This is a genomic window from Aquihabitans sp. G128 (assembly GCF_019048865.1).
Taxonomy (GTDB): domain Bacteria; phylum Actinomycetota; class Acidimicrobiia; order Acidimicrobiales; family Iamiaceae; genus Aquihabitans.
The window spans coordinates 4,186,839-4,205,359 of sequence record NZ_CP077604.1 but is presented as its reverse complement, the minus strand read 5'-3'; the positions used below and the strand labels follow the sequence as shown (position 1 = coordinate 4,205,359).

Below are 18,521 nucleotides of genomic sequence, written 5' to 3'. Positions count from 1 at the left end.
GATCCGCCGCCCTCGGGGTCGGACCGGGGGTGGGCCCTGGGTCAGTAGCGTTCGCCTTGGTGCCCCGCCTCGTCGGATCCGCCGCCGAGGACGGCGGGGCGCCACGAACGCCATCAGCACAGTCCTGGGAGATCGTCGCCGAGGTCGAGTTCGTCGGCCATGTGACGCTCTCGGGTCTCGTGGGCGATGCGACGGTCGGAGGCGAGGATGGCGTCGAGCGCCTCGTCATCGAGGTTCGCCACACCGGCGAGGTCGTCGTCGCTCACTCCTCGCGCGTCGGCGACGGCCCGCCACTCCTCGGTGAGTTCGAGTGCGCGCTCGACTTGGCCGGCCGACACCGGCACGCCTCGACCTCGGTAGAAGGCGGCCGTCTCCTTGAGGCGCTCGCCGTGGGTGAGCCGGGGGAAGGGGCGGGGAAGGTCGGTCATCGTTCGACTCCGAGCTGTTGGTGCGCGGCCGGCACTGGGCTGATCGCAGCGATTCGGTCGGCCAGCTCCTGCGGCCAGTCGATTGCGTGCTGCAGCGCTTCGTTGAGGTCTCCGCCGTCGAGCGGCAGGATGTCGGGCGGGCGCTGGAGCGCTTCGAGGTGTTCGGCGAGTTGGGCGGACCCGCGGACACCGGCGGCGTCGGCATCCATGGCGAGGACCAGCGGCCCGTCGAGGCGGGCGAGCTGGAGGGCTACGTAGCGGTCGGGGTATCCGGCCGACAGGACCGCGGCGGCGCGGAACCCGGCACTGGCTGCGCTGAGCGCATCGACCGCCCCTTCCGTGATGATGGTCTCGGGGTGGAGCCGCTCGGGCGGTTTGATGACCGACACCTTTGGGTTGGGAGCTAGGTCCGCGGTGGGGTTGAGGTACCTCGGCCGGTCGGGGTTCGGGTGCAGGATGCGGGCTTGGAAGTAGACCGCACGCCCGTCCTGCTGGACCGGAAGGATCGCAGCGCCTCCGGATCGGCGGAAGCCGGGCGGTCGCGGGAGGTTGGGGTTTCCGAGATCAGCACCCACTCGATTTACTCGGAGCACGCCCTCGGACAGGCCGCGGTGCTCCATCAGCCATCGGCGAGCTGGTCGACCGGCCGTCGACCAGAGTTCGCCGGCGCATGCCTCGACGTACAGGTCGAGATCTGCTGCGTGATCGGAGGCCAGTTGGAGCTTCCGCTCACCTGACCGGTGGGTCCCATCGATCCGGGAGGACCTCGCCTCGTTCGGATCGGACGGGTACGACGAGATGCCGGCTCGACCCACGAGGTATTCGATCGCCGTGCGAGCGTCGACGCTGCGCGATCGCATAACGAGGTCGATGGCGGAGCCGCCGTCGCCACAGCCGTGGCAGTGCCAACGCTGCTCATCCCACCGGGAGGTGAACACGGAGACGGGTGGTGTGCGACCGGTCTGCGCGTGGTTCGGACTCGGGCAGCACCACATCGGGTGCGAGTCGCTCCCCACGTGAGGTCCGAGGAGCTCGTCCGCCAGCGCGGCGAGGTCGGTCGCAGCGAGGATGGCGTCGCGGTCGTACACGGCTCACGCCGCCTCGTCTTCGGCGCCTTCGTCGCGAGTGTCGGCATCGTCCGCCGCTGTACCGGCCATGCGGGCATCGGTGTCGACCAGGTCTCGTTCGCTGGGGGCGAGGACGTGTTGCACAACGGCCGTCCGTCCACCGACCTTCCAGAGCGCACGGCCTCGAGCGAGCTGGCCGATGATGGCCGATTCGGGCCCGGTGAGGCCGAAGTGGCCGGCGGCCGCCTCGACCTGGTCGGGTGCCTGTCGAAGGATGATCTTGGTGGCGGCGTCGGCGAGGAGGCCGGCGGCGATCTTGGCCGTTGCGGTGCCGTCGTCGGCCTGAGCGGAGAGGTCGGAGGCTCGGTGGGTGATGCAGAGGTTCGCCACCCCGTAGGTGCGGCCGAGCTTGAAGCAGGTCTGGAGGTAGTGGGCGGTGTGGCGGTTGGCGAGCAGTGCCCATGCCTCGTCGAGGACCTGGATGCGTTGGGGTCCGGGGCAGGCCATGAGCTGCTGGAGCCAGCCCGCTGCGGCCACCATCACGAGGGGGAGCGCTTCGGAGTCCAGCGGGATCGCTGAGAGGTCGAGGACGATGCCGGGGCCGTCCCACTGCAGGGGCACGGTTGATGGGCCGTCGAAGATACCTCGGAGCGACCGAACGAGGAGCTTGTCCAGCGCATATACGACTGGTGAGAGCTCGCCTGCCAGCTCTGGCCCGCTGCGATGGAGGCGCTCGGTGAGCCCGCTCGGCGGGTCGGCCACGGTCGCCGCGACGTCGGCCAGGGTCGGTTCGACGAGACGGCTGGCGGCGAGGTGCTCGACGGTGGCGAAGATGACGGCGTCCTCGACCTGGGACAACGGTCGATCCAGCACGGTGGCGACGAGCGCGCAGAGGAGGTCGGCGCGGCGCATCGTCTGTCGTTCGGGCGACTCGTGACCAGCTGCAGGGCCGGGGGCGAGTGGGTTGATCCGGACGTCGCCGCCAGGCGCGAGGCGAAGGATGGTGAGTCCGAGTCGTTCGGCGAGGTGGCGGTACTCCCCCTTCGGGTCGACGATGGCCATCCACCGTCCGCCTGGGCCGAGCCCGTAGATCGCCGCCATGCGCCAAAGCAGGCACTTCACGAGAGCGGACTTGCCGTTGCCCGGTTCGCCGAGAACCCATCCGTTGGGGTTGGTGGCGAGCCCCGAGGCGTAGGCCTCGAAGGGGTCCCAGCAGAACTCGGCGGACCCGGCGAGGACGTCCAACCCGATGTAGGGACCTCGGTAGCCGAACGATGCCTGGACCGAGAAGGGATAGATGCTCGACACGTGCGCGGTGGTCGATCGGTGCGGAGCGAGGCGGAGCTGGGATCTCATGTGGCCACCAGCGTCCGGGGTGCCAGACCGAGCGGGAGCGCCGCTGCCCAGGCGAGGTCCTGGCGGCCGTCGAGCGATCGCAGCTCCATGCCGGATTCCCGGGCGAGCTGCTCGGTGATCTCGCAGTGCTCGTCAAGCTCGTCCGAGGACGAGGCGGTGACGGTGACCAGGCCGACGTAGGCCATCTCGGCGTAGCCGGCGACGAGCTCCTCCTCCCGGTCGAGAAGCGCTTGGGTGGCTCGGCGGTGGCGGGCGTCGACGCGCCGACCCTTCTCTTCCTTGGTGGCGGCGTCGGACTCGTGCTTGACCAGGTCGCGCTCGATCCGTCGCCTCGACTGCCAGGTCGAGACCGGGAGCAGGATGACGGTGGTGGTCCGGGTGATGCCGCCACCGGACAGGAACGGCTCCATCCATGACGGCGGAACGGCGAGGCGCGGCCAGCACGCCACCCAATAGGTGCGGTGCCAGGCGCCATCGACTCGCAGCGCCGACCAGGTCGTCTCGGTGGCGAGGGGACCAGCCGACGTACGAGTTACCAGGCGGAGGCGGTCGACCAGGCGGCCGCTTCCCGTCTGGTTGGCTCGGTTCGTCGGTTCGATGCGTTCCCGAAGCAGGCGGTGCAGCTCCGCCACGTCCAACGGATCAGAAGCGGTGAGCCCGGCGGCGCGCAGGCCTCGGAGCAGTGCGTCGACGGCCGAGACGAGGGCACGCTGGAGCAGATCCTCGGGGTTGGCTTCAGAGGTGCGACGCCGGCCGAGGCGATCTCGGGCCACGGTGATCGTGACGACCACGTCGTGGGCGGTCGCAGCTGATGTCCCCACCTCGACGAGCTCGCGGTAGGAGTCGGCGGCGTCGGAGGCGTCAGCAGCTGCAGGCTGATCCGAGAGCCAGGCGAGGTGCTCGTGCAAGCCGGACGGCCGAGCGAGGTCGGACCATCCGAGGTGGGTGACGATGCCTCGTTCGGTGGCGAACTGGTTGAGGACGTCGCCCCACCCGGCAAGGAGGCGCTCTTGCTCGGGCCGGGACTCGACCACGAACTGGGGTCCGCTGACGTGCACCAGCGCGGTCAGCGTGTTGCGGACGGTGTCTCGGACCGCCCCGGCGCCGAGCCGTGCCCGCCACGGGACCTCGGTCACGTCGAGCCCGGCGAGGCACGGAGGTAAGGCGATGTTCGTGCCCTCGGGGGCGGGCAGCAGGGGAAGCGGCGCCACCCATGACCGGCCTCGTCGCAGCCGGGTCCACGTCCAGGTGGCCCCGAGGGGGATCCACTCCCACAGGGCCTGACCGCCCAGGCGGGCGAAGCTGGCTGCGACCGACAGGAGCACCGGCAGCACGGCGACGGGAAGTGGAAGCCCGGCGGTGAGCGCCACGACGGCGCTCGAGATCCCTCCGCCGAGGAAGGCGCACTGGACGGCACCGAGGCCGAGGAAGATGCCGGAGGGGTCGAGGGGCTCGAGGCGGTAGGTGCGGTCCTGACGGTCAGGCGCCATTGCCGCGTCCCTTCGATCCTCGGTCGCCCCCGGCTGGGGGACGGCCCGTTCCCGAGGGGCTTCGTCCACCGGGTCCTGCCTTCGAGGGGCCTGGTCCAGACGTGGACCGACCGGCACCGCCGGGCGTCTCCCGCCCAGTCGTGTTGATCGCTGCATCGGCGCGCTTGCCGGCGTAGGAGCCTGCACCCTTGGTGGCTCCCACCGTGGCGCCGAACGCTGCACCAGCCGGGCCGGCCGCCGCACCTGCGCCTCCAGCGCCGGCACCCGCTGCTCCGGCCGGTGCCGAGGCGATGCGTCGAGAGGTCGACGACGAGAGGACCTTGGCCGAGTAGCCCATGGACATGCCCTGCTGGGCTGCCCGGCCCGGGCCGCCACGGATGCCCTGGGCGACCATTGCGCCCTCGGCCAAGGGCAGGAGACGCATCAGGACCATCGGGGTGAACGCCGAGACCCCGAACGCAGCGGTCGCGGTCAGGAGGATTCCGACAGCCTGAGTTACCGAGCCTCCGGGGTCCTCCGCTGCGACCTCCGGTGCCGGCAACGACGTCACCTCTCCCCCGGACCCGGCCCCGACCGCCGCTGAGGAGGCGACCGCCAGCGCGATGGCGATCACGAGCTTGGACAGGATCAGGGCGCACAGCAGCTCGAGGAGCTTGCGGCACGAGCCCTTGAGCGCCGGCCAGACGCGTGCGGCGAAGACCAGCGGAGCCAGCGCCACCACGATGTAGATCAGCGCGGAGCGGACCACGAGCTCGCCGACGAGGATCACGCCGGCCAGCACGGTGACCAACCCCAGCAGGAGCACCACGAACGCCGTGGCCGGACTGCCTCCGAGCGAGGACAGTGACCCGACGACTGCGGTGAACTGGCTGATGTCGTCCTGGAACCTCGACATCACGTCGCTCGATAGGGCGTCGGTGAGAGCGATCAGCGTCTGGGTGACGGTGACGAGTCCGACCATGCCCAGCACCGAGACGGGCAGGTCCACTGCCATGCGCTTGAGCATGCCGCCGGGGTCCCCGGCGATCGTGCCTTGCACGACTCCGGCGAGGACGAAGCCGACCAGGAGCGTGGCGCCGATCGTTGCCGTGGTGGCGTAGGGGCTGCGGGCGCCCGAGAACCAGTCGGCCTGGACGTTCGGATCGGTCGCGTCGATGAGGAAGTTGAAGACGCCGCCGACGACCCAGACCACGGCGTCGATGACCCAGGCGACCAGGCCTCCGATGAGCATCTCGAACCCCTCGGTCGCCACGCCGCCGACGAAGCCGGTGACTTTGTCGACCGCCCAGCCGACCGGGTTCGGGAACAGCCCCGCGAGGACCACGCCAGGGGCCGTCACGACGCCGGCTCCGCGCTGATGCGGGTGAAGCCGTCGAGCGCCTTGTCGAAGTCGCCGGCGTCCCATGGGTCATCTTCGGGACCGGGCACGGGTGTCGGCCCTGGCGACTCGCGCACGTCGTCCACCCGCCACGCTCCGTCGAGCCACTCGAGGTCGACCTGGACGGTCATCCACTCGGCTTGCGGAGCAGCCACCTCAGGGGCGGACAGCACCGTGACCGCCCACACCTCCACCCGGGCCTGGTCATCCGAGTAGGACGAGACGTTCGTCGCCAGGGGCCGCACCACCCACCAGATCCGGCCGGACGAGTCCGAGAGGCCGGTCCGAGCCTTCGACACCTGATCGACGACATCATCGGCCAGGCCATCGGCTGCTCGCGGCGTGGCCACCTGGTGGACCTCGGTCCGGATCTGCTGGTCGGTGAGGTACAGCCAGCGCTGCGATGCGGAGGCGTAGTCCGTCGCTGAGGCGATCGCCTCAGCCTCGGTCGGCCCAGCCCCGACCGACCGAGCCGGGCCTGACGCCGCGCTGCGACCCCCTCCGTGGCGCGGCTGGCTTGCGGACTCGGAGTCCGGTCCCCCGCACCGCACCAGCAGTCCACCGACCGCCAGCAACGAGGCCACAGCACCTGCGATCACGACGTGGCGCGAGACGCCGATCATGACGACGCCGCCTTGAACAGCATGTTCACCGCCGCTGGGGCGAGGCCGGCGATGATCGCTCCGACCACCCCGCCCATGGCGAGGGTCTTGCCTCGGGAAGCACCCGAGTAGCTGCCGCCTTCGCGAGCGATCCCGTACATGGCGGCACCGGCGAGCAGCGCTCCGAGGCTCCCCCACAGGGCGAGCATCTGTGCCCAGTTGAGCAACTTCTGGATCAGCTCCGCACCGGGCATCCCGGTCGAGTTCGGCGACACCTTCACGTCTGCGAGCAATCCGAGCATCGACACCATCGAGCTCACCTCCAAAGGGTTTCGGGCGTTGGTCACCCCCCCTAGGCAGCGAGTGCGCCCGAACCTCTCGAATTCATCCCGCCGACCTCTGACCTCCCTAGAGATTGAGACCCCTTCACCGCATAGGGGGCATGGAACATCCCCACGGATCCAAGGCCCTCCTCGCCGCTGGGGGCGGAGCGCTCGCCCTGGTCACCCTCGTGCTCCTCATCCCTTTCCTCGCCATGGGAGCTGGGATCGACACCACCGGTGCCCCGCCATCACCCTGCAACCAAACGCCGGGCGCGGCCGATGGGACTCCACCCATCCTCGGCCGCTCCGAGCTGACCGCCACTGACCTCGAACGCTGGTGGGCGTCGTCCCGGTCCGGGCAACCCGACAGGCTCACCGTGCCGATCGACGACCTGATCGAGACTTATATCGCCGAAGGCGCTGCCGAAGGCGTGCGCGGCGACCTCGCCTTCGCCCAAGCCGTCCACGAGACGGGCTGGTTCACCAACAACGACACCGCCATCAACAACTTCGCCGGCATCGCCCACTACGACGACGCCGCCAGCGGGTCCGGGTTCTCGAGCCCCGCCATCGGCGTCAGAGGCCAGATCCAACTACTCAAGAAGTTTGCGGACGGCAACGACACCGCCCTCGCTCATACCGACGTGTCCCCCCGCGCCGGTGCTTACGCCACCACCTGGGGTCAGCTGGCCGGTACCTGGGCGACCGACCCCGGCTACTGGGATGCGCTCAGCGCCATGTTCGAGTCCATGAAGGCCGAAGCGCAGTCACCGAACCAGGCGGCAGAGACCGGTGGCCCGTCAGCGACTCCGGGCTCCGCCTGCGGGATCGGTGGCGACGGGAACCCGACCGTCGTCGGCGACTACGCGCTCCCCCGTAGATCGGAGCTGGTGGGAGCGGCACCCCGAGTGGTTCACCAAGCCCCACCACGACTATCCGGCCGCGGACATCCCTGTCCCCACCGGCACGCCCCTCTACGCCATCACCAGCGGAACCATCGTCTCCACGACGACCTCCGGACGATGCGGCTACGGCATCACCCTCAACGGCGACGACGGCGCCCAATACACCTACTGCCATGGCAAACCGGGATCCCACCAGGTCTCCGTTGGCGACACGATGAGCCCCGGCCAGGTCGTGATGGAGAGCGCCTCGACCGGCAACTCCACCGGCCCCCACCTCCACTTCGCCATCCGCATCGACGGCGCCAGCCGGTGCCCGCAGGATCTCTTGGTGTCCATCGCCGAGGGAAGGTCGAAGGACCCTCAGTCGCTGCCAACCGCAGGTTGCAACTCGTGAGTTTGGTGCGTCCTTCTAGGTATCGGAATACGTACAACGGACCGCCGCTTCCAGTTCAGCCAGGCCACCCCGGTGGCTGGCACACGTCAGCTCTACAGGTCAGCGGCCAGGCTGAACGACCTCTACCCATCGCCCGACCTCGGTCTGGCGCTCAGCCCACGTCCCCTGGCGTGGCGCAGTCGGGCATGTCGTTGACGTCGGCGAAGACCTCGATGGTCTTGTCCACGCCGTCGCTGAGCGCAACGTTCTCGCTGACGGTCATGCGGGCACCGGGGTCCTCTCGCAGTGCTTCTGCGTAGTCCTCCCGATCGCCCACGTAGGTCCGCCAGTCACTGAACCATCCGCGCAGACGTTGCCCGTCTTCGCCCGTGGTCGGAGCGTCGGCTTCGAGCTCGTCCACCATGGTCGAGACCAGGCCGTTGGCCCGGTCGAGCACTTCGGCCCGTGCGGTCGGTGTCGAGGTGGCGCGAGCATCGGGAAGGCGATCCAGCTCACTGAGCAGATCCCGGCAGCGCTCGTGGGTGCGAGTGACGAAAGCCCGATCGTCAAGTCGGTCGGGGTTTGCCCTTTTCGGAGCGCCGGAGAAGATCCACAACCAGAACACGACGGTCCCCACGATCATCACCACGGCGGCGACGCGCCCCACCGTCGACCTCGACTTCTTGGGCCGAGTCGTACCCGTGGCTGCGGCGGGGTTTGGCATGAGCATTGCCTTCCTTGCAGACGGCGGACATCGAAGACAACGGTGTCGGCTCCGGCCTCTGGTCAGTCGATGTGATCGGACCGCTGGTTCCGGCTGGAGACGGAGGACGCAGCCGGGACGATGGGACGCCGGAACGGCTCGGCGTTCGTCGAGCTCAGGACCGACCTACCGGGGCGGGCGCTGCTCACCGGACAGATCAACCGTCCATTTCATCCATGGCCGTTCCCAGTGGGACGACCTCGGCGGTCACGGTGCGAGTCCCTGCTTCGGCGAACGTGAGGGTCAGCTCCACGTCGTCGCCCACGGAGAGGTCGTCGGTGAGGTCCTCCAACATCACGTGCAGGCCACCGGATCGGAAGACGGTCTGCTCCCCGGCGGGAACGTCGACGGCGTCGAGGCCCTCCATCGTCGCGAGGCCATCGGCGGTCGTCTTGGATTCGTGGAGCGTGGCCATTCCGGCGGCGGGGCTGGTGACCTTGAGGAGTTCGTCGTCGGTGTCGGTTCCGTTGTCGATGACCATGCGGACTGCGGCGGACTTGCCATTGACCGGTTCGTCGACAGTCACCGATCGGACCTTGATCGAGCCGGAGCCCGAGCTTCCGTCCGAACTCGACGAGCACGCGCTCGAGGCTGTGAACACCGCCACGATCAGCATGACGCCTCGAATGCTCCCCACCAGTGACCGACCGGTCGACGCAGGGGTGGACCGAAGATCGAAGCGCTGCATGGAGGGAGAGTCGTCGTGGCGGCACCTTCGGTTCCGTTCCGCAGGTGTGCCGTCGGTCTCTAGGAGTGCACCGCGGACCGGTTGGATGGCGAATCGATCATCGGCGTAGGACGCAGTGGCAATTCGATGGGGCTCAGCGCAGTGGTCTTGGTCCGACCGGCACGGACGCCGTTGCCGATGACGATGATCTCGGCCACCTCGTGGATGGCCACCACTGCGGCGAGGCCGAGCGCTCCGACGATCGCGAGCGGGACGAGAGCCACCACGATGAGCAGCGACAGCGCGATGTTCTGGCGCATGATCAAGTGGGACCGCCGAGCGTGACCGATGATCCGGGGCAGGTGGCGAAGATCTTCGCCCATGAGGGCGATGTCGGCGGTCTCGATCGCAACGTCGGTCCCCATGGCGGCCATGGCGATCCCGACGTTGGCGGAGGCCAGGGCGGGAGCGTCGTTGACCCCATCGCCGACCATGGCGACCGAGGCGTCGGCCCGCAGGCCCGCGATGATCGCTGCCTTGTCCTCGGGTCGAAGGTCGGCGCGCACATCTTCGATCCCCGCCTCGCCGGCCAGGGCCGCGGCGGTGCGTGCGTTGTCTCCAGTGAGCATCATGACCCCGAGGCCGGCGCCGCGGAGGTCCTGGATGACCCCGGCAGCTTCAGGTCGAAGTTCATCCCGCACCGCAACCGCTCCCAGAAGCCGCCCGTCTCGCTCGACCAGCACGACGGTGGCGCCGGCGTCCTGCAAGCTCTCCACGTCGGCAACCAACGGTCCTGCCTCGATCCACCCCGGTCGACCGAGGCGAACCTTCACGCCGTCCAAGCGGCCGGTGATCCCCGCACCGGTGACGGTGTCCATGTCCTCGACCGCCGGCGCACCAGGCGCAGCGGCGAGGATCGCCTGGGCGAGGGGATGCTCGCTGCGGACCTCCAGGCTGGCGGCCACGGCCAACACCTCGATGGGCGTGGCTCCCTCTGCAGCGATCGTGGTGATGACCTGAGGTCGGTTCCTGGTCAACGTGCCGGTCTTGTCGAGCGCGACGGTGGTGATCCTGCCGAGCTCTTCGAGCGCTGCTCCTCCTTTGACGAGGACGCCGAGCCGGCTCGCAGCGCCGATGGCCGCTACTGCGGTGACCGGGACCGAAATGGCGAGCGCGCAGGGCGAGGCGGCGACGAGCACGACCAGGGCTCGGCTGATCCAGATGCTCGGGTCGCCGAGCAGCGATCCCACGGCGGCGATCCCAACGGCGAGGATCACGATGGCAGGCACCATCGGCGCCGCGATGCGGTCAGCGAGGCGCTGACTGGCTCCCTTGCGAGCCTGCTCGGTCTCCACGATGTGGACGATGCGTGCGAGCGAGTTGTCCGTAGCCGTGGCGGTGACCTCGACTTCGAGAGCACCCGTGCCGTTGATCGACGCTGCAGGGATGGAGGCGCCCGAGCCGATCTCCACCGGGACTGACTCGCCGGTGAGGGCTGAGACGTCGACCGCGCTCTGGCCCTTGCGCACGATCCCGTCGGTGGCGACGCGCTGACCGGGTCGAACGATCATCGTGTCACCGATCACGAGCTCCGAGGTCGGGACGGTGATCTCCGCGCCACCGCGAAGGATCGAGGCTTCGTCCGGGACCAACGAGAGGAGAGCCCGCAGGCCACGCCGGGTTCGGGCCAGCGAGTACTCCTCGAGGCCCTCGCTGCCGGAGAACAGCACGGCGAGCATGGCCGCCTCGGCGAGCTGGCCCAGCACGACCGCCCCAACCGCAGCGACCGTCATCAGCAAGCCCACCCCGATGCGGCCCTTGATGAGCGCCCGAAGCGCCCCGGGAACGAAGGTCGACCCGCCGACCACGAGCGCCCCCGCAGCCGCGACAGCGGCGGCCACGTCAGCATCAGCCAGCCCGGCGGCGAAGTGCACCAGCAGCAGCACCGCAGCAGCCATCGCGAGTTGCAGCTCGCGCACCTTCCAGAAACGGACCGCACCCTCGGCGGCGTCCGCCTCTACAGCACCGTCCGGTGCGACCGCGTCGCCGCCGCAGCATTCAGCGCTCATCGGACCACTGCTCTTGCACCCGTTGAAACGTCATCGCAATCGCCGTCGACGCAATCGACGCCGGGATCGACGGCGAGCACGACCGCCACCAGCTCGCGCAGCGCGGCCGCCAGGTGCGGATCCGAGAGGTCGTATCGGGTTTGACGGCCTTCAGCGGAGGCCACCGCCAGGCCACAACCCCGCAGGCAGGACAGATGGTTGGAGACGTTCGACCGGGTCAGGTCCAAGCGATCCGCCAGTTCCCCCGGGTACGCCGGCCCGTCGAGCAGGGCAACCAACAGGCGGCACCGGGTGGGATCGGCAAGCGCCTTCCCGATCCGGGCCAGAGCGGTCTCGCGAGTTTCACCAGTCAGCATGGACTGAACAGTACACCCTTGGCTGACGTGTTTGGTCCGGTCGGTCAGGGTCCGGCAAGGGCGAGGCTCGCCACGGTCACGGCGTTGAAGGCCATGTGGGCGACGACGGCCGGACCGAGCCGCTTGCTCCGGACTGCGAGCAGGGCGAAGCCGAGCCCCGCTGCGGTGAGCGCAGGCGTCTGGAGCAGTTGGAAGTGGGTGATCCCGAAGACCAACGACGAGCCGGCCAGAGCCCACGCCGTCCCGAACCGCTTCTCGAAGGCCCGTAGCAGCAGGCCGCGGAAGAACAGCTCCTCGGCAAGAGGCGCACCGATGACCACCAACAGCACCATGAGCGCCAACCCGCTGTTCGAGTCGGCTCGGGACACCAGGTCCCTCGCTGACTCTCCCAGTTCGTCGAACGATGTGCCGGAGGCCTTCAGGAACGGCCAAGACACAAGCGGGACGACGACCAGTTGCAGCAGGATGCCGATCACTGCCGCTGGCAGGACGTCGACGAAGCGGATCCGCACCCGGAAGTCCTCGATCCAACCGCGGCCCTTGCGGGCCGCAGCCCAGACCGGCACGCCGACGAAGCCGACCCACAACGGCGGGTACTGGAGCGCAACCAGTGCGAGTGGGATGTCTCCCGAAGCCGCCTGCTCAGCCGAATAGCCGAACCCGGCCAGGATCAGCGCTCCCAGCAGCGCTCCAGACACCTGCGCAATCGCCCATCCCGCTGCGGCATCGCCCAGACCCCAGGACGCAAGCCGCTCATCCCGTTGAACGGCGCGAGTCAAAACCGGCGTCCAGCGCCGGTGCGCCGACGGCGCACCACAGCAGCAACACCCAGACCCGCCACCCCGACCAGGCCGGCACCGAGGACCCCTCGAAGGACGGGACCAGGAGGTGCGTGATCGCCGCCATCGCGGTCACCGCTCGACGGAGGGTCCTCGTCCAGCTGGAAGCGAGCGACCGCAGCGGACACGCCGACGCTCGTCCCCCGGCCTTCGGATGCAGCTGGCGCTCCCATGGGAAGGGCAAGGGAGACGGTAAGCACGGTCAGCACGCACGCGGCGAGAAAAGAGCGAAGCATCACGTGGGAGTCGACCCCTGCACCCGACCGGTTCCAACGAGCGGGTCTCGGTGCTCGATCACCAGACCTGTATCGCTATCCAAGGTCGGAACTGAACGCAGCCACAGCCCGACCACCCCGTAGGCCGGGTCCGGTGCCGCTGGGAGCCGGCACCGGACCTGACCGGCTGCTACCTCCTCCGCCGGGACCGAACCCTCGGTGACCGACGCCACGGAACCACGACCGGGACGCGACCGACACCCTGGTGACCGGATCTCGTCGTCGAGGGAGCAACCAGGTGCTGGTATCGCCAACGGCTGGGTTCCTGGCGGCGGCCGAGCCCCCAGGGCTGCTGCCGGCTCGCCAACAGATGGCACTGTCGCTGGGCTGGCACATCGTCATCGCCTGCTTCGGCGTCGCTCTACCGATCATGATCTTCGTGGTCCACCGGCGCGGGGTGCGTCGAAGCGACGAGACGGCACTGCTCCTGGCCCGACGCTGGTCGAAGGTCGCTGCGGTGCTCTTCGCCATCGGAGCGGTGTCAGGGACGATCCTGTCGTTCGAGATGGGGATCCTCTGGCCTGGGCTCATGGGCCCCTACGGCGACGTCATCGGGCTGCCGTTCGCCCTCGAAGGATTGGCCTTCTTCACCGAGGCGATCTTCCTCGGCATCTACCTCTACGGCTGGGACCGCCTTCCCCCCAAGATCCACTACCGAATGCTGTTGCCGATCGCCGGCGCCGGCGTAGTGGGCACCTTCTGCATCCTGTCGGTCAATGCGTGGATGCAGGCCCCAACCGGGTTCCGCCTCGTTGACGGGAAGGTCACCGATGTCGACCCGTGGGCGGCAATGTTCAACGATGCCGTGGTTGGGCAGTTCGCCCACATGTGGGTCGCGGCGTTCATGGTCGTCGGCTTCAGCGTGTCGGCGGTGTATGCGGTCGGGATGCTGCGGGGCCGCCGCGACGAGCACCACCGGCTCGGGTTCCTCGTCCCGTTCGCCTTCGCTTCTGTCGCCGCCGTGACCCAACCGTTCATCGGCCACCTGCTCGGGCTCCAGGTCGGCGACCGTCAGCCGGCCAAGCTGGCCGCCTTCGAGCTCTCGACCGAGACCGAGCGCCAAGCACCACTACGAATCGGCGGGCTGTTGGTCGACGGAGAGGTTCGCGGCGCGATCGTGATCCCCCGCATCGGATCACTCATCGCCACCAACTCCTTGGACGGAGAAGTCCCTGGCCTCGATGCGGTGCCCGTTGATGAACGGCCTCCGGTGAACCTGGTTCACCTCTCGTTCCAACTCATGGTCGGGATCGGGACCGCGCTGGCGGCGTTCGCAGCGACGTTCTGGATCGCCTGGCGACGCGGCCACGATTGGACGACCTCGACCTGGTTCCTTCGGCTGGCCTCCGTGAGCGGGATCCTGGCTGTCGTGGCCCTCGAAGCTGGCTGGATCGCCACCGAAGTGGGACGCCAACCTTGGCTGGCATACGGGGTCTTGCTCACACGCGATGCCGCCAGTTCGAGCAGCGGACTCTGGTACAGCTACGGGGTGATGGTCGTCGTGTACTCGGCCATGACCATCGGCGCCGTGGTCGTGCTCCGCTCGATGGCGCAGCGATGGCGCGAAGGCGCCGCCGATCTACCGACGCCCTACGGCCCGGGCCCGGCGCCCGTGCCCTCGGGACCGCGTGAGGGAACGGAAGCGTGACGCTCGCGGTGGGCATGGCGGTCGCTCTGTTCGTCGGCATCGTGATCTACTCCGTGCTCGGAGGGGCGGACTTCGGGTCCGGCGCCTGGGACCTCCTTGCCGGCGACGCCAGTCACGGTGGCCGGGTCCGGGCGCTCATCGACCGCAGCATCGGGCCGGTGTGGGAGGCCAACCACGTCTGGCTGATCTACGTGTTGGTGATGCTGTGGACGGCATTTCCTCGTCCCTTCGTGGCGATCACGACCACCTTGGCGGTCCCGCTGTCGATCGCTGCACTCGGCATCGTGCTCCGCGGAGCAGGCTTCGCGTTCCGGAAGTTCTCCGCCACCATCTCCCAGGCCCGGCTCTTTGGCATCGCGTTCGCTGCGTCATCGGTGTTGACGCCCTTCTTCCTCGGCGCCGCGGCCGGAGCGGTGGCATCAGGACGTGTCCCCCAGGAAGGTGCTGGTGACCCCTGGCGGTCGTGGACCGGACCGACCTCGCTGGTGGGAGGTTCGCTCGCGGTGCTCACCTGCTCGTTCCTCGCCGCCACGTTCCTCGCCGCCGACGCGGAGCGCGCTGGTTCTCACGACCTCGCCGGAGAGATGGCCCGCGGAGCGCTTCGGGTCGGCCTCGTCACCGGGGCGGTCGCGCTCGGTGCGGCGGCAACCCTCGAGCGAGATGCACCCACCCTCGCCGCCGGTCTGCACAGCAGTGGCCTCCCTCTGGTCATCGCCTCTGCCGTCGGTGGCCTGTCCGCGCTGTGGTGGCTCCGAACCGGTCGATACCGCCGGGCGCGGATCGCAGCAGCGGGCGCAGTGGCAGCAGTGGTCCTCGGGTGGGGGGTGGGCCAGTACCCGTGGGTCCTGGTCGATGAGGTCACCATCGCCGGTGGCGCTGGAGCCGACGCGACGCTCACCGCGCTCCTGGTCGTGGTCGGACTCGCCACGGTCCTGGTGTTGCCGCCTTTGATCTACCTGTTGTGGCTCACGCAACAACCCTCAACCGATCCGCCCTCCAGGTGATGTCGGGTCAGGCCACCTCGGTGGACTGACGCCTCGCGTCACGGAAGAGTCGCCCGACGGCGAACGCTCCGAACACGACGATCCAGAGGGCGACGCCGAGGATCACATAGGTCGGGAGCTTGCCGGCCGAAGCCAACAGGTAGGCATAGGGCGCCACGAAGGCCACGAGCAGCGCAGCGATCCACGGCAGTGCGTCGCGCATCGGTCGGGTGGCGTCGCGGATGAGCTTCACACCCATGGCCTGACCGAGCCCGTACATCGGCGCCGTACCGATGTCGATGGCGAGGAACCACCACGGGTTGACGCCATAACGCCGCAGCAGGGGCCAGACGACCACGGCCCGCGCAACGCAGAACCCGATGACGGTGAGGGTCCACACCTGACCGAGGACGCCGAGCTCTCGAAGGGCGGTCAGCCCCGAGGGCCGGCCGTCGCACCCTCCGCCGGCAACCGGAGAGCTCCTCTCGGTGGCGAGAGGAGTCTGCTCAGGATCTTCGATCCGTTCGAAGATCTGGAGTCTGTCGGGATCCTCACCCCAGCTCGGGAGCGAGCTCTGGTGTGTGCATCGCCACATCGGTTGCACATCGCAGGTACACGCGTGCCCCGCCACGCCGAGCGCACACGGGTAGCAGCGATCGAGGTTCCCGACGAGCGCATGGAACCTGACATCGCCGGTCACGCCGCCGGGGCCCTGGCCGACGAAGGCGAGACGCTGCCCGCCGGCATCGTGAAACCGTTCGATGGCTTCCGCCGGCCAGGCCTCGTCGTAGGTCGGCCACACCAGCAGCAACGTCCGATCGGGGTGGCTCGCCGCCATGGCTTCGTCGCCCACGGCGACCGGGAACCACGCGTCCCGACCTTCGAAGAGGTGGTTGTCCGCAGACGGCGCAGGAGCGATGTCGTACGCCAACACGTCGACGCCGTTGGCGGCGAGCATCGCCGCCCAGTACCCGGTGCCCGCGCCGATCTCGACGACGCCGGCGGTCGATGCGGCACCGATGAGGTCGAGCGCTTCGTCGGTGGGCACGCCGAACGCGTACGTCCTCACCGCTTCCGATCGAGCGTCGAGGTGCCCGTCGCAATCTCGGTGGAGCCGTAGCAGCGGGTTGAACGCTGCCGAGCCCGCGCCGGTCGTGGTCACGGCAGATGCCGGGGAGCGGCTGCTGGTCGAGGTCGGAGCGACCTCATCAGGACCCGGCCGCGAACGAGAGGAGCAGGATGGCCAGGAACCCGATGAAGAAGGTGCTGGTGAGCAGCGGCGTGTCCGGGGTCTCGTGAGCCTCGGAGAGGAGCTCCTCGGTGACGAGGTAGAGCAGCGCCACGGTGGCAAAGGCCAACACCGCGGAGAGCAGGCCCTCGGACAGGTGGGCGAACAGCTTCGCCCCCAGGAGGCCGCCCACGAGCAGCAGCGAAGCGACGCCAGCCGTCGTGGCGAGCGTGGCGCGCACGGTCCTGCCGCTCTCGCCCAGGGAGATGGCCAGCGCAACACCGAGCCCGAGCAGTTCGACGGTCAGGGCGATGGCGAGCAGGCCACCGGCCGACCCTCCCTCGGCAAAGCCGATGCCGATCAAGATGCCGTCGACGAACACGTCGATCGCCACGACGGCGAGGGTGATGAGCGCGGCGTTCGCTCGTCCCGAGCGTTCCGCCCGGCTACCGGTGACCTCCAGGCCGAGCATGACGGCGATGCCGACGGCGAAGCCCGGTATGACGGCGATGGCGTCGTGGGACCTGGTCAGGTCGGGGATCAGCTCGGTGGCGGCGACAGCGAAGACCAAGCCGGCGGCGAAGTGTTGGATGGCGCTGCGCACCCGGACCGACGGTGGGCGTCGGGCAGCCCACCCTGCACCGGCGATCGTGGAGATCATGGGCAGGGGGCTGGCCAGCAGCACGCTGCGCACGGGTCCAGCGAGGGCGACGATCACGGGTTCACCCGATCATGGCCGCCGGGTCCGGCGCCGGGCCGGAGCGTCGCCGTCACCAGCAGCAGGGCCCCGACGGTGATGAAGACGTCGGCCAGGTTGAACGTCGGCCACCAGCCGGTGTGGAACAGGTCGACGACGCTCCCGCCCTCGAGTCGGTCGATCACGTTCGCCGTCGCGCCGCTGGCAACCAGCACGGCTGGCAGCTGGGGCAGGTAGCGGACCCATGCGGCCAACCAGATCGCCGCGGCCAAGGCAGCGGTGATGCCGATGAGCACCGCTGGAGGGACGGCGTCGAAGCCGCCGAAGGCCACACCCGGGTTGTGGCCCAGCCGAAGGTCGACCGGACCCGGGAGGGCCATCGACCGGTCAGAGAGCGCGGCGCTGGCCCACCACTTGAGACCGAGATCGGCCGCGACGAGAACGAGGCCCAGAGCGACGAGAGGGCGCATCGACGTCCGTGCGCCACCGGGCGGATCGACTGGCTCCTGGCGCTTCGCTCCGGCGAGGCCGCTGCTGGCCCTGATCGCAGGTTGGGTGTCCACGGTGAGGGGTCGTTCGTTGGTGCTCATTCGGTTCCCTCCGGGGGCGGATCTGTGGGAGAGCTCGACTGGCGTTCGTCGGTGGCGAGGCGGTCGGCGCGTGCGTTGGCGATGCGGAGCAGGACCGCGAAGAGGATGACCGGGAGGGCGACCAGGATCATCTCGTCCCACCCGCCTTGGTGGGCGAGGACTCCGGGAGCGTTCAGCGGCACGTGGCGATGGCTTCACGCCACGAAGACGGGAGCGGTCCTGGCTCCTCCTTCAGACGGTCGTTGACCGCTTTGAAGTCGCTGAAGTCGATGGCGGCACGGATCTTCAGGTAGCTGCACCGGCAGAACGACGACGGCGATGGCTGGCCGTCCTTGCGGGCCTGGGTCTCGCAGCCTTCGGTGAACTGTCGCTTGAGGCCGTCATCGTCGTAGCTGCCGGGCGTCGACGCGCCACCGCACGCGGCGAGCAGCGAGACGACTAGGAGCGTGAGGGCTGCGGCGTATCGGCGGCTGATCGCTGACAT

20 protein-coding genes and 1 pseudogene are annotated in these 18,521 nt (G+C 69.2%); 4 read left to right on the top strand and 17 right to left on the bottom strand.

All coding sequences use genetic code 11. The annotated features are described in order from the left end of the window. Positions 1–113 precede the first annotated feature (113 nt). From KSP35_RS20190 to KSP35_RS20160, 7 genes are all read right to left on the bottom strand, one after another. Positions 114–428, bottom strand: a complete 315-nt coding sequence (locus tag KSP35_RS20190; RefSeq protein ID WP_216997564.1) for a hypothetical protein — start codon at positions 426–428, stop codon at positions 114–116. After that, positions 425–1,516 (bottom strand): toprim domain-containing protein, encoded by a 1,092-nt coding sequence (locus KSP35_RS20185; protein WP_216997563.1) that lies wholly within the window; start codon positions 1,514–1,516, stop codon positions 425–427. Before KSP35_RS20185 ends, KSP35_RS20190 begins: the two co-directional genes overlap by 4 nt. Before the next feature lie 3 nt (positions 1,517–1,519). Continuing rightward, entirely contained in the window at positions 1,520–2,851 is a 1,332-nt protein-coding gene (locus tag KSP35_RS20180; protein ID WP_216997562.1) for a DUF87 domain-containing protein, read from the bottom strand. Next, positions 2,848–4,341: an SCO6880 family protein gene (locus KSP35_RS20175; protein ID WP_216997561.1), complete on the bottom strand. Its 1,494-nt coding sequence runs from the start codon at positions 4,339–4,341 to the stop codon at positions 2,848–2,850. Before KSP35_RS20175 ends, KSP35_RS20180 begins: the two co-directional genes overlap by 4 nt. Then, on the bottom strand, positions 4,331–5,680 hold the full coding sequence (locus tag KSP35_RS20170) for a hypothetical protein (protein WP_216997560.1): 1,350 nt from the start codon (positions 5,678–5,680) through the stop codon (positions 4,331–4,333). The genes KSP35_RS20175 and KSP35_RS20170 overlap by 11 nt, the downstream gene beginning before the upstream one ends. Further along, entirely contained in the window at positions 5,677–6,069 is a 393-nt protein-coding gene (locus KSP35_RS20165; protein WP_216997559.1) for a hypothetical protein, read from the bottom strand. The genes KSP35_RS20170 and KSP35_RS20165 overlap by 4 nt, the downstream gene beginning before the upstream one ends. Before the next feature lie 269 nt (positions 6,070–6,338). Continuing rightward, the gene (locus KSP35_RS20160) at positions 6,339–6,641 is read right to left on the bottom strand and encodes a complement resistance protein TraT (protein ID WP_216997558.1); all 303 of its coding nucleotides are present in this window, start codon (positions 6,639–6,641) and stop codon (positions 6,339–6,341) included. A 122-nt stretch (positions 6,642–6,763) separates the two neighbouring features. Here KSP35_RS20160 and KSP35_RS26230 point away from each other — a divergent pair. After that, a pseudogene (locus tag KSP35_RS26230) lies at positions 6,764–7,387 on the top strand (glucosaminidase domain-containing protein); the annotation flags it as partial. Between the two features lie 88 nt (positions 7,388–7,475). Continuing rightward, a complete protein-coding gene (locus KSP35_RS20150) occupies positions 7,476–7,943 on the top strand; it encodes a M23 family metallopeptidase (RefSeq protein WP_216997557.1) in 468 nt (155 codons plus the stop codon). Between the two features lie 151 nt (positions 7,944–8,094). Here the strand turns inward: KSP35_RS20150 and KSP35_RS20145 are convergent, their stop codons facing one another. The 5 genes from KSP35_RS20145 to KSP35_RS20125 form a co-directional block, all read right to left on the bottom strand. Next, the gene (locus tag KSP35_RS20145) at positions 8,095–8,571 is read right to left on the bottom strand and encodes a hypothetical protein (protein ID WP_216997556.1); all 477 of its coding nucleotides are present in this window, start codon (positions 8,569–8,571) and stop codon (positions 8,095–8,097) included. A 271-nt stretch (positions 8,572–8,842) separates the two neighbouring features. Beyond that, positions 8,843–9,373 (bottom strand): copper chaperone PCu(A)C, encoded by a 531-nt coding sequence (locus KSP35_RS20140; protein WP_216997555.1) that lies wholly within the window; start codon positions 9,371–9,373, stop codon positions 8,843–8,845. Positions 9,374–9,432: 59 nt separating this feature from the next. Beyond that, positions 9,433–11,421 carry a cation-translocating P-type ATPase gene (locus KSP35_RS20135; RefSeq protein WP_216997554.1) on the bottom strand — a complete coding sequence of 663 codons (1,989 nt, stop codon included), beginning with the start codon at positions 11,419–11,421 and terminating at the stop codon, positions 9,433–9,435. Continuing rightward, positions 11,418–11,777, bottom strand: a complete 360-nt coding sequence (locus KSP35_RS20130) for a helix-turn-helix transcriptional regulator (protein WP_216997553.1) — start codon at positions 11,775–11,777, stop codon at positions 11,418–11,420. The genes KSP35_RS20135 and KSP35_RS20130 overlap by 4 nt, the downstream gene beginning before the upstream one ends. 44 nt (positions 11,778–11,821) lie before the next feature. Further along, on the bottom strand, positions 11,822–12,475 hold the full coding sequence (locus tag KSP35_RS20125) for a CPBP family intramembrane glutamic endopeptidase (RefSeq protein WP_216997552.1): 654 nt from the start codon (positions 12,473–12,475) through the stop codon (positions 11,822–11,824). 726 nt (positions 12,476–13,201) lie between these two features. Between KSP35_RS20125 and KSP35_RS20120 the strand changes: the two genes are divergently transcribed. Together KSP35_RS20120 and KSP35_RS20115 are read left to right on the top strand one after the other, a co-directional pair. Beyond that, the gene (locus tag KSP35_RS20120; protein ID WP_216997551.1) at positions 13,202–14,539 is read left to right on the top strand and encodes a cytochrome ubiquinol oxidase subunit I; all 1,338 of its coding nucleotides are present in this window, start codon (positions 13,202–13,204) and stop codon (positions 14,537–14,539) included. Continuing rightward, positions 14,536–15,543: a cytochrome d ubiquinol oxidase subunit II gene (locus tag KSP35_RS20115; RefSeq protein ID WP_216997550.1), complete on the top strand. Its 1,008-nt coding sequence runs from the start codon at positions 14,536–14,538 to the stop codon at positions 15,541–15,543. The genes KSP35_RS20120 and KSP35_RS20115 overlap by 4 nt, the downstream gene beginning before the upstream one ends. A 7-nt stretch (positions 15,544–15,550) precedes the next feature. On the opposite strand, the gene KSP35_RS20110 is transcribed toward KSP35_RS20115, so the two are convergent. The 5 genes from KSP35_RS20110 to KSP35_RS20090 form a co-directional block, all read right to left on the bottom strand. Beyond that, entirely contained in the window at positions 15,551–16,570 is a 1,020-nt protein-coding gene (locus tag KSP35_RS20110) for a hypothetical protein (protein WP_216997549.1), read from the bottom strand. 160 nt (positions 16,571–16,730) lie between these two features. Next, positions 16,731–17,468, bottom strand: a complete 738-nt coding sequence (locus KSP35_RS20105; protein WP_216997548.1) for a ZIP family metal transporter — start codon at positions 17,466–17,468, stop codon at positions 16,731–16,733. Next, positions 17,465–18,037, bottom strand: a complete 573-nt coding sequence (locus KSP35_RS20100; protein ID WP_216997547.1) for a signal peptidase II — start codon at positions 18,035–18,037, stop codon at positions 17,465–17,467. The genes KSP35_RS20105 and KSP35_RS20100 overlap by 4 nt, the downstream gene beginning before the upstream one ends. Next, entirely contained in the window at positions 18,034–18,219 is a 186-nt protein-coding gene (locus KSP35_RS20095; protein WP_216997546.1) for a hypothetical protein, read from the bottom strand. Before KSP35_RS20095 ends, KSP35_RS20100 begins: the two co-directional genes overlap by 4 nt. Continuing rightward, positions 18,210–18,521 (bottom strand): hypothetical protein, encoded by a 312-nt coding sequence (locus tag KSP35_RS20090; protein ID WP_216997545.1) that lies wholly within the window; start codon positions 18,519–18,521, stop codon positions 18,210–18,212. The genes KSP35_RS20095 and KSP35_RS20090 overlap by 10 nt, the downstream gene beginning before the upstream one ends.

Bases quoted from the DNA above. Each gene is read 5' to 3' on its own strand.
- KSP35_RS20190 (WP_216997564.1), bottom strand. From the start codon at position 428: ATGACCGACCTTCCCCGCCCCTTCCCCCGGCTCACCCACGGCGAGCGC.
- KSP35_RS20180 (WP_216997562.1), bottom strand. From the start codon at position 2,851: ATGAGATCCCAGCTCCGCCTCGCTCCGCACCGATCGACCACCGCGCAC.
- KSP35_RS20175 (WP_216997561.1), bottom strand. From the start codon at position 4,341: ATGGCGCCTGACCGTCAGGACCGCACCTACCGCCTCGAGCCCCTCGAC.
- KSP35_RS20140 (WP_216997555.1), bottom strand. From the start codon at position 9,373: ATGCAGCGCTTCGATCTTCGGTCCACCCCTGCGTCGACCGGTCGGTCA.
- KSP35_RS20135 (WP_216997554.1), bottom strand. From the start codon at position 11,421: ATGAGCGCTGAATGCTGCGGCGGCGACGCGGTCGCACCGGACGGTGCT.
- KSP35_RS20130 (WP_216997553.1), bottom strand. From the start codon at position 11,777: ATGCTGACTGGTGAAACTCGCGAGACCGCTCTGGCCCGGATCGGGAAG.
- KSP35_RS20120 (WP_216997551.1), top strand. From the start codon at position 13,202: ATGGCACTGTCGCTGGGCTGGCACATCGTCATCGCCTGCTTCGGCGTC.
- KSP35_RS20100 (WP_216997547.1), bottom strand. From the start codon at position 18,037: ATGAGCACCAACGAACGACCCCTCACCGTGGACACCCAACCTGCGATC.
- KSP35_RS20090 (WP_216997545.1), bottom strand. From the start codon at position 18,521: ATGTCAGCGATCAGCCGCCGATACGCCGCAGCCCTCACGCTCCTAGTC.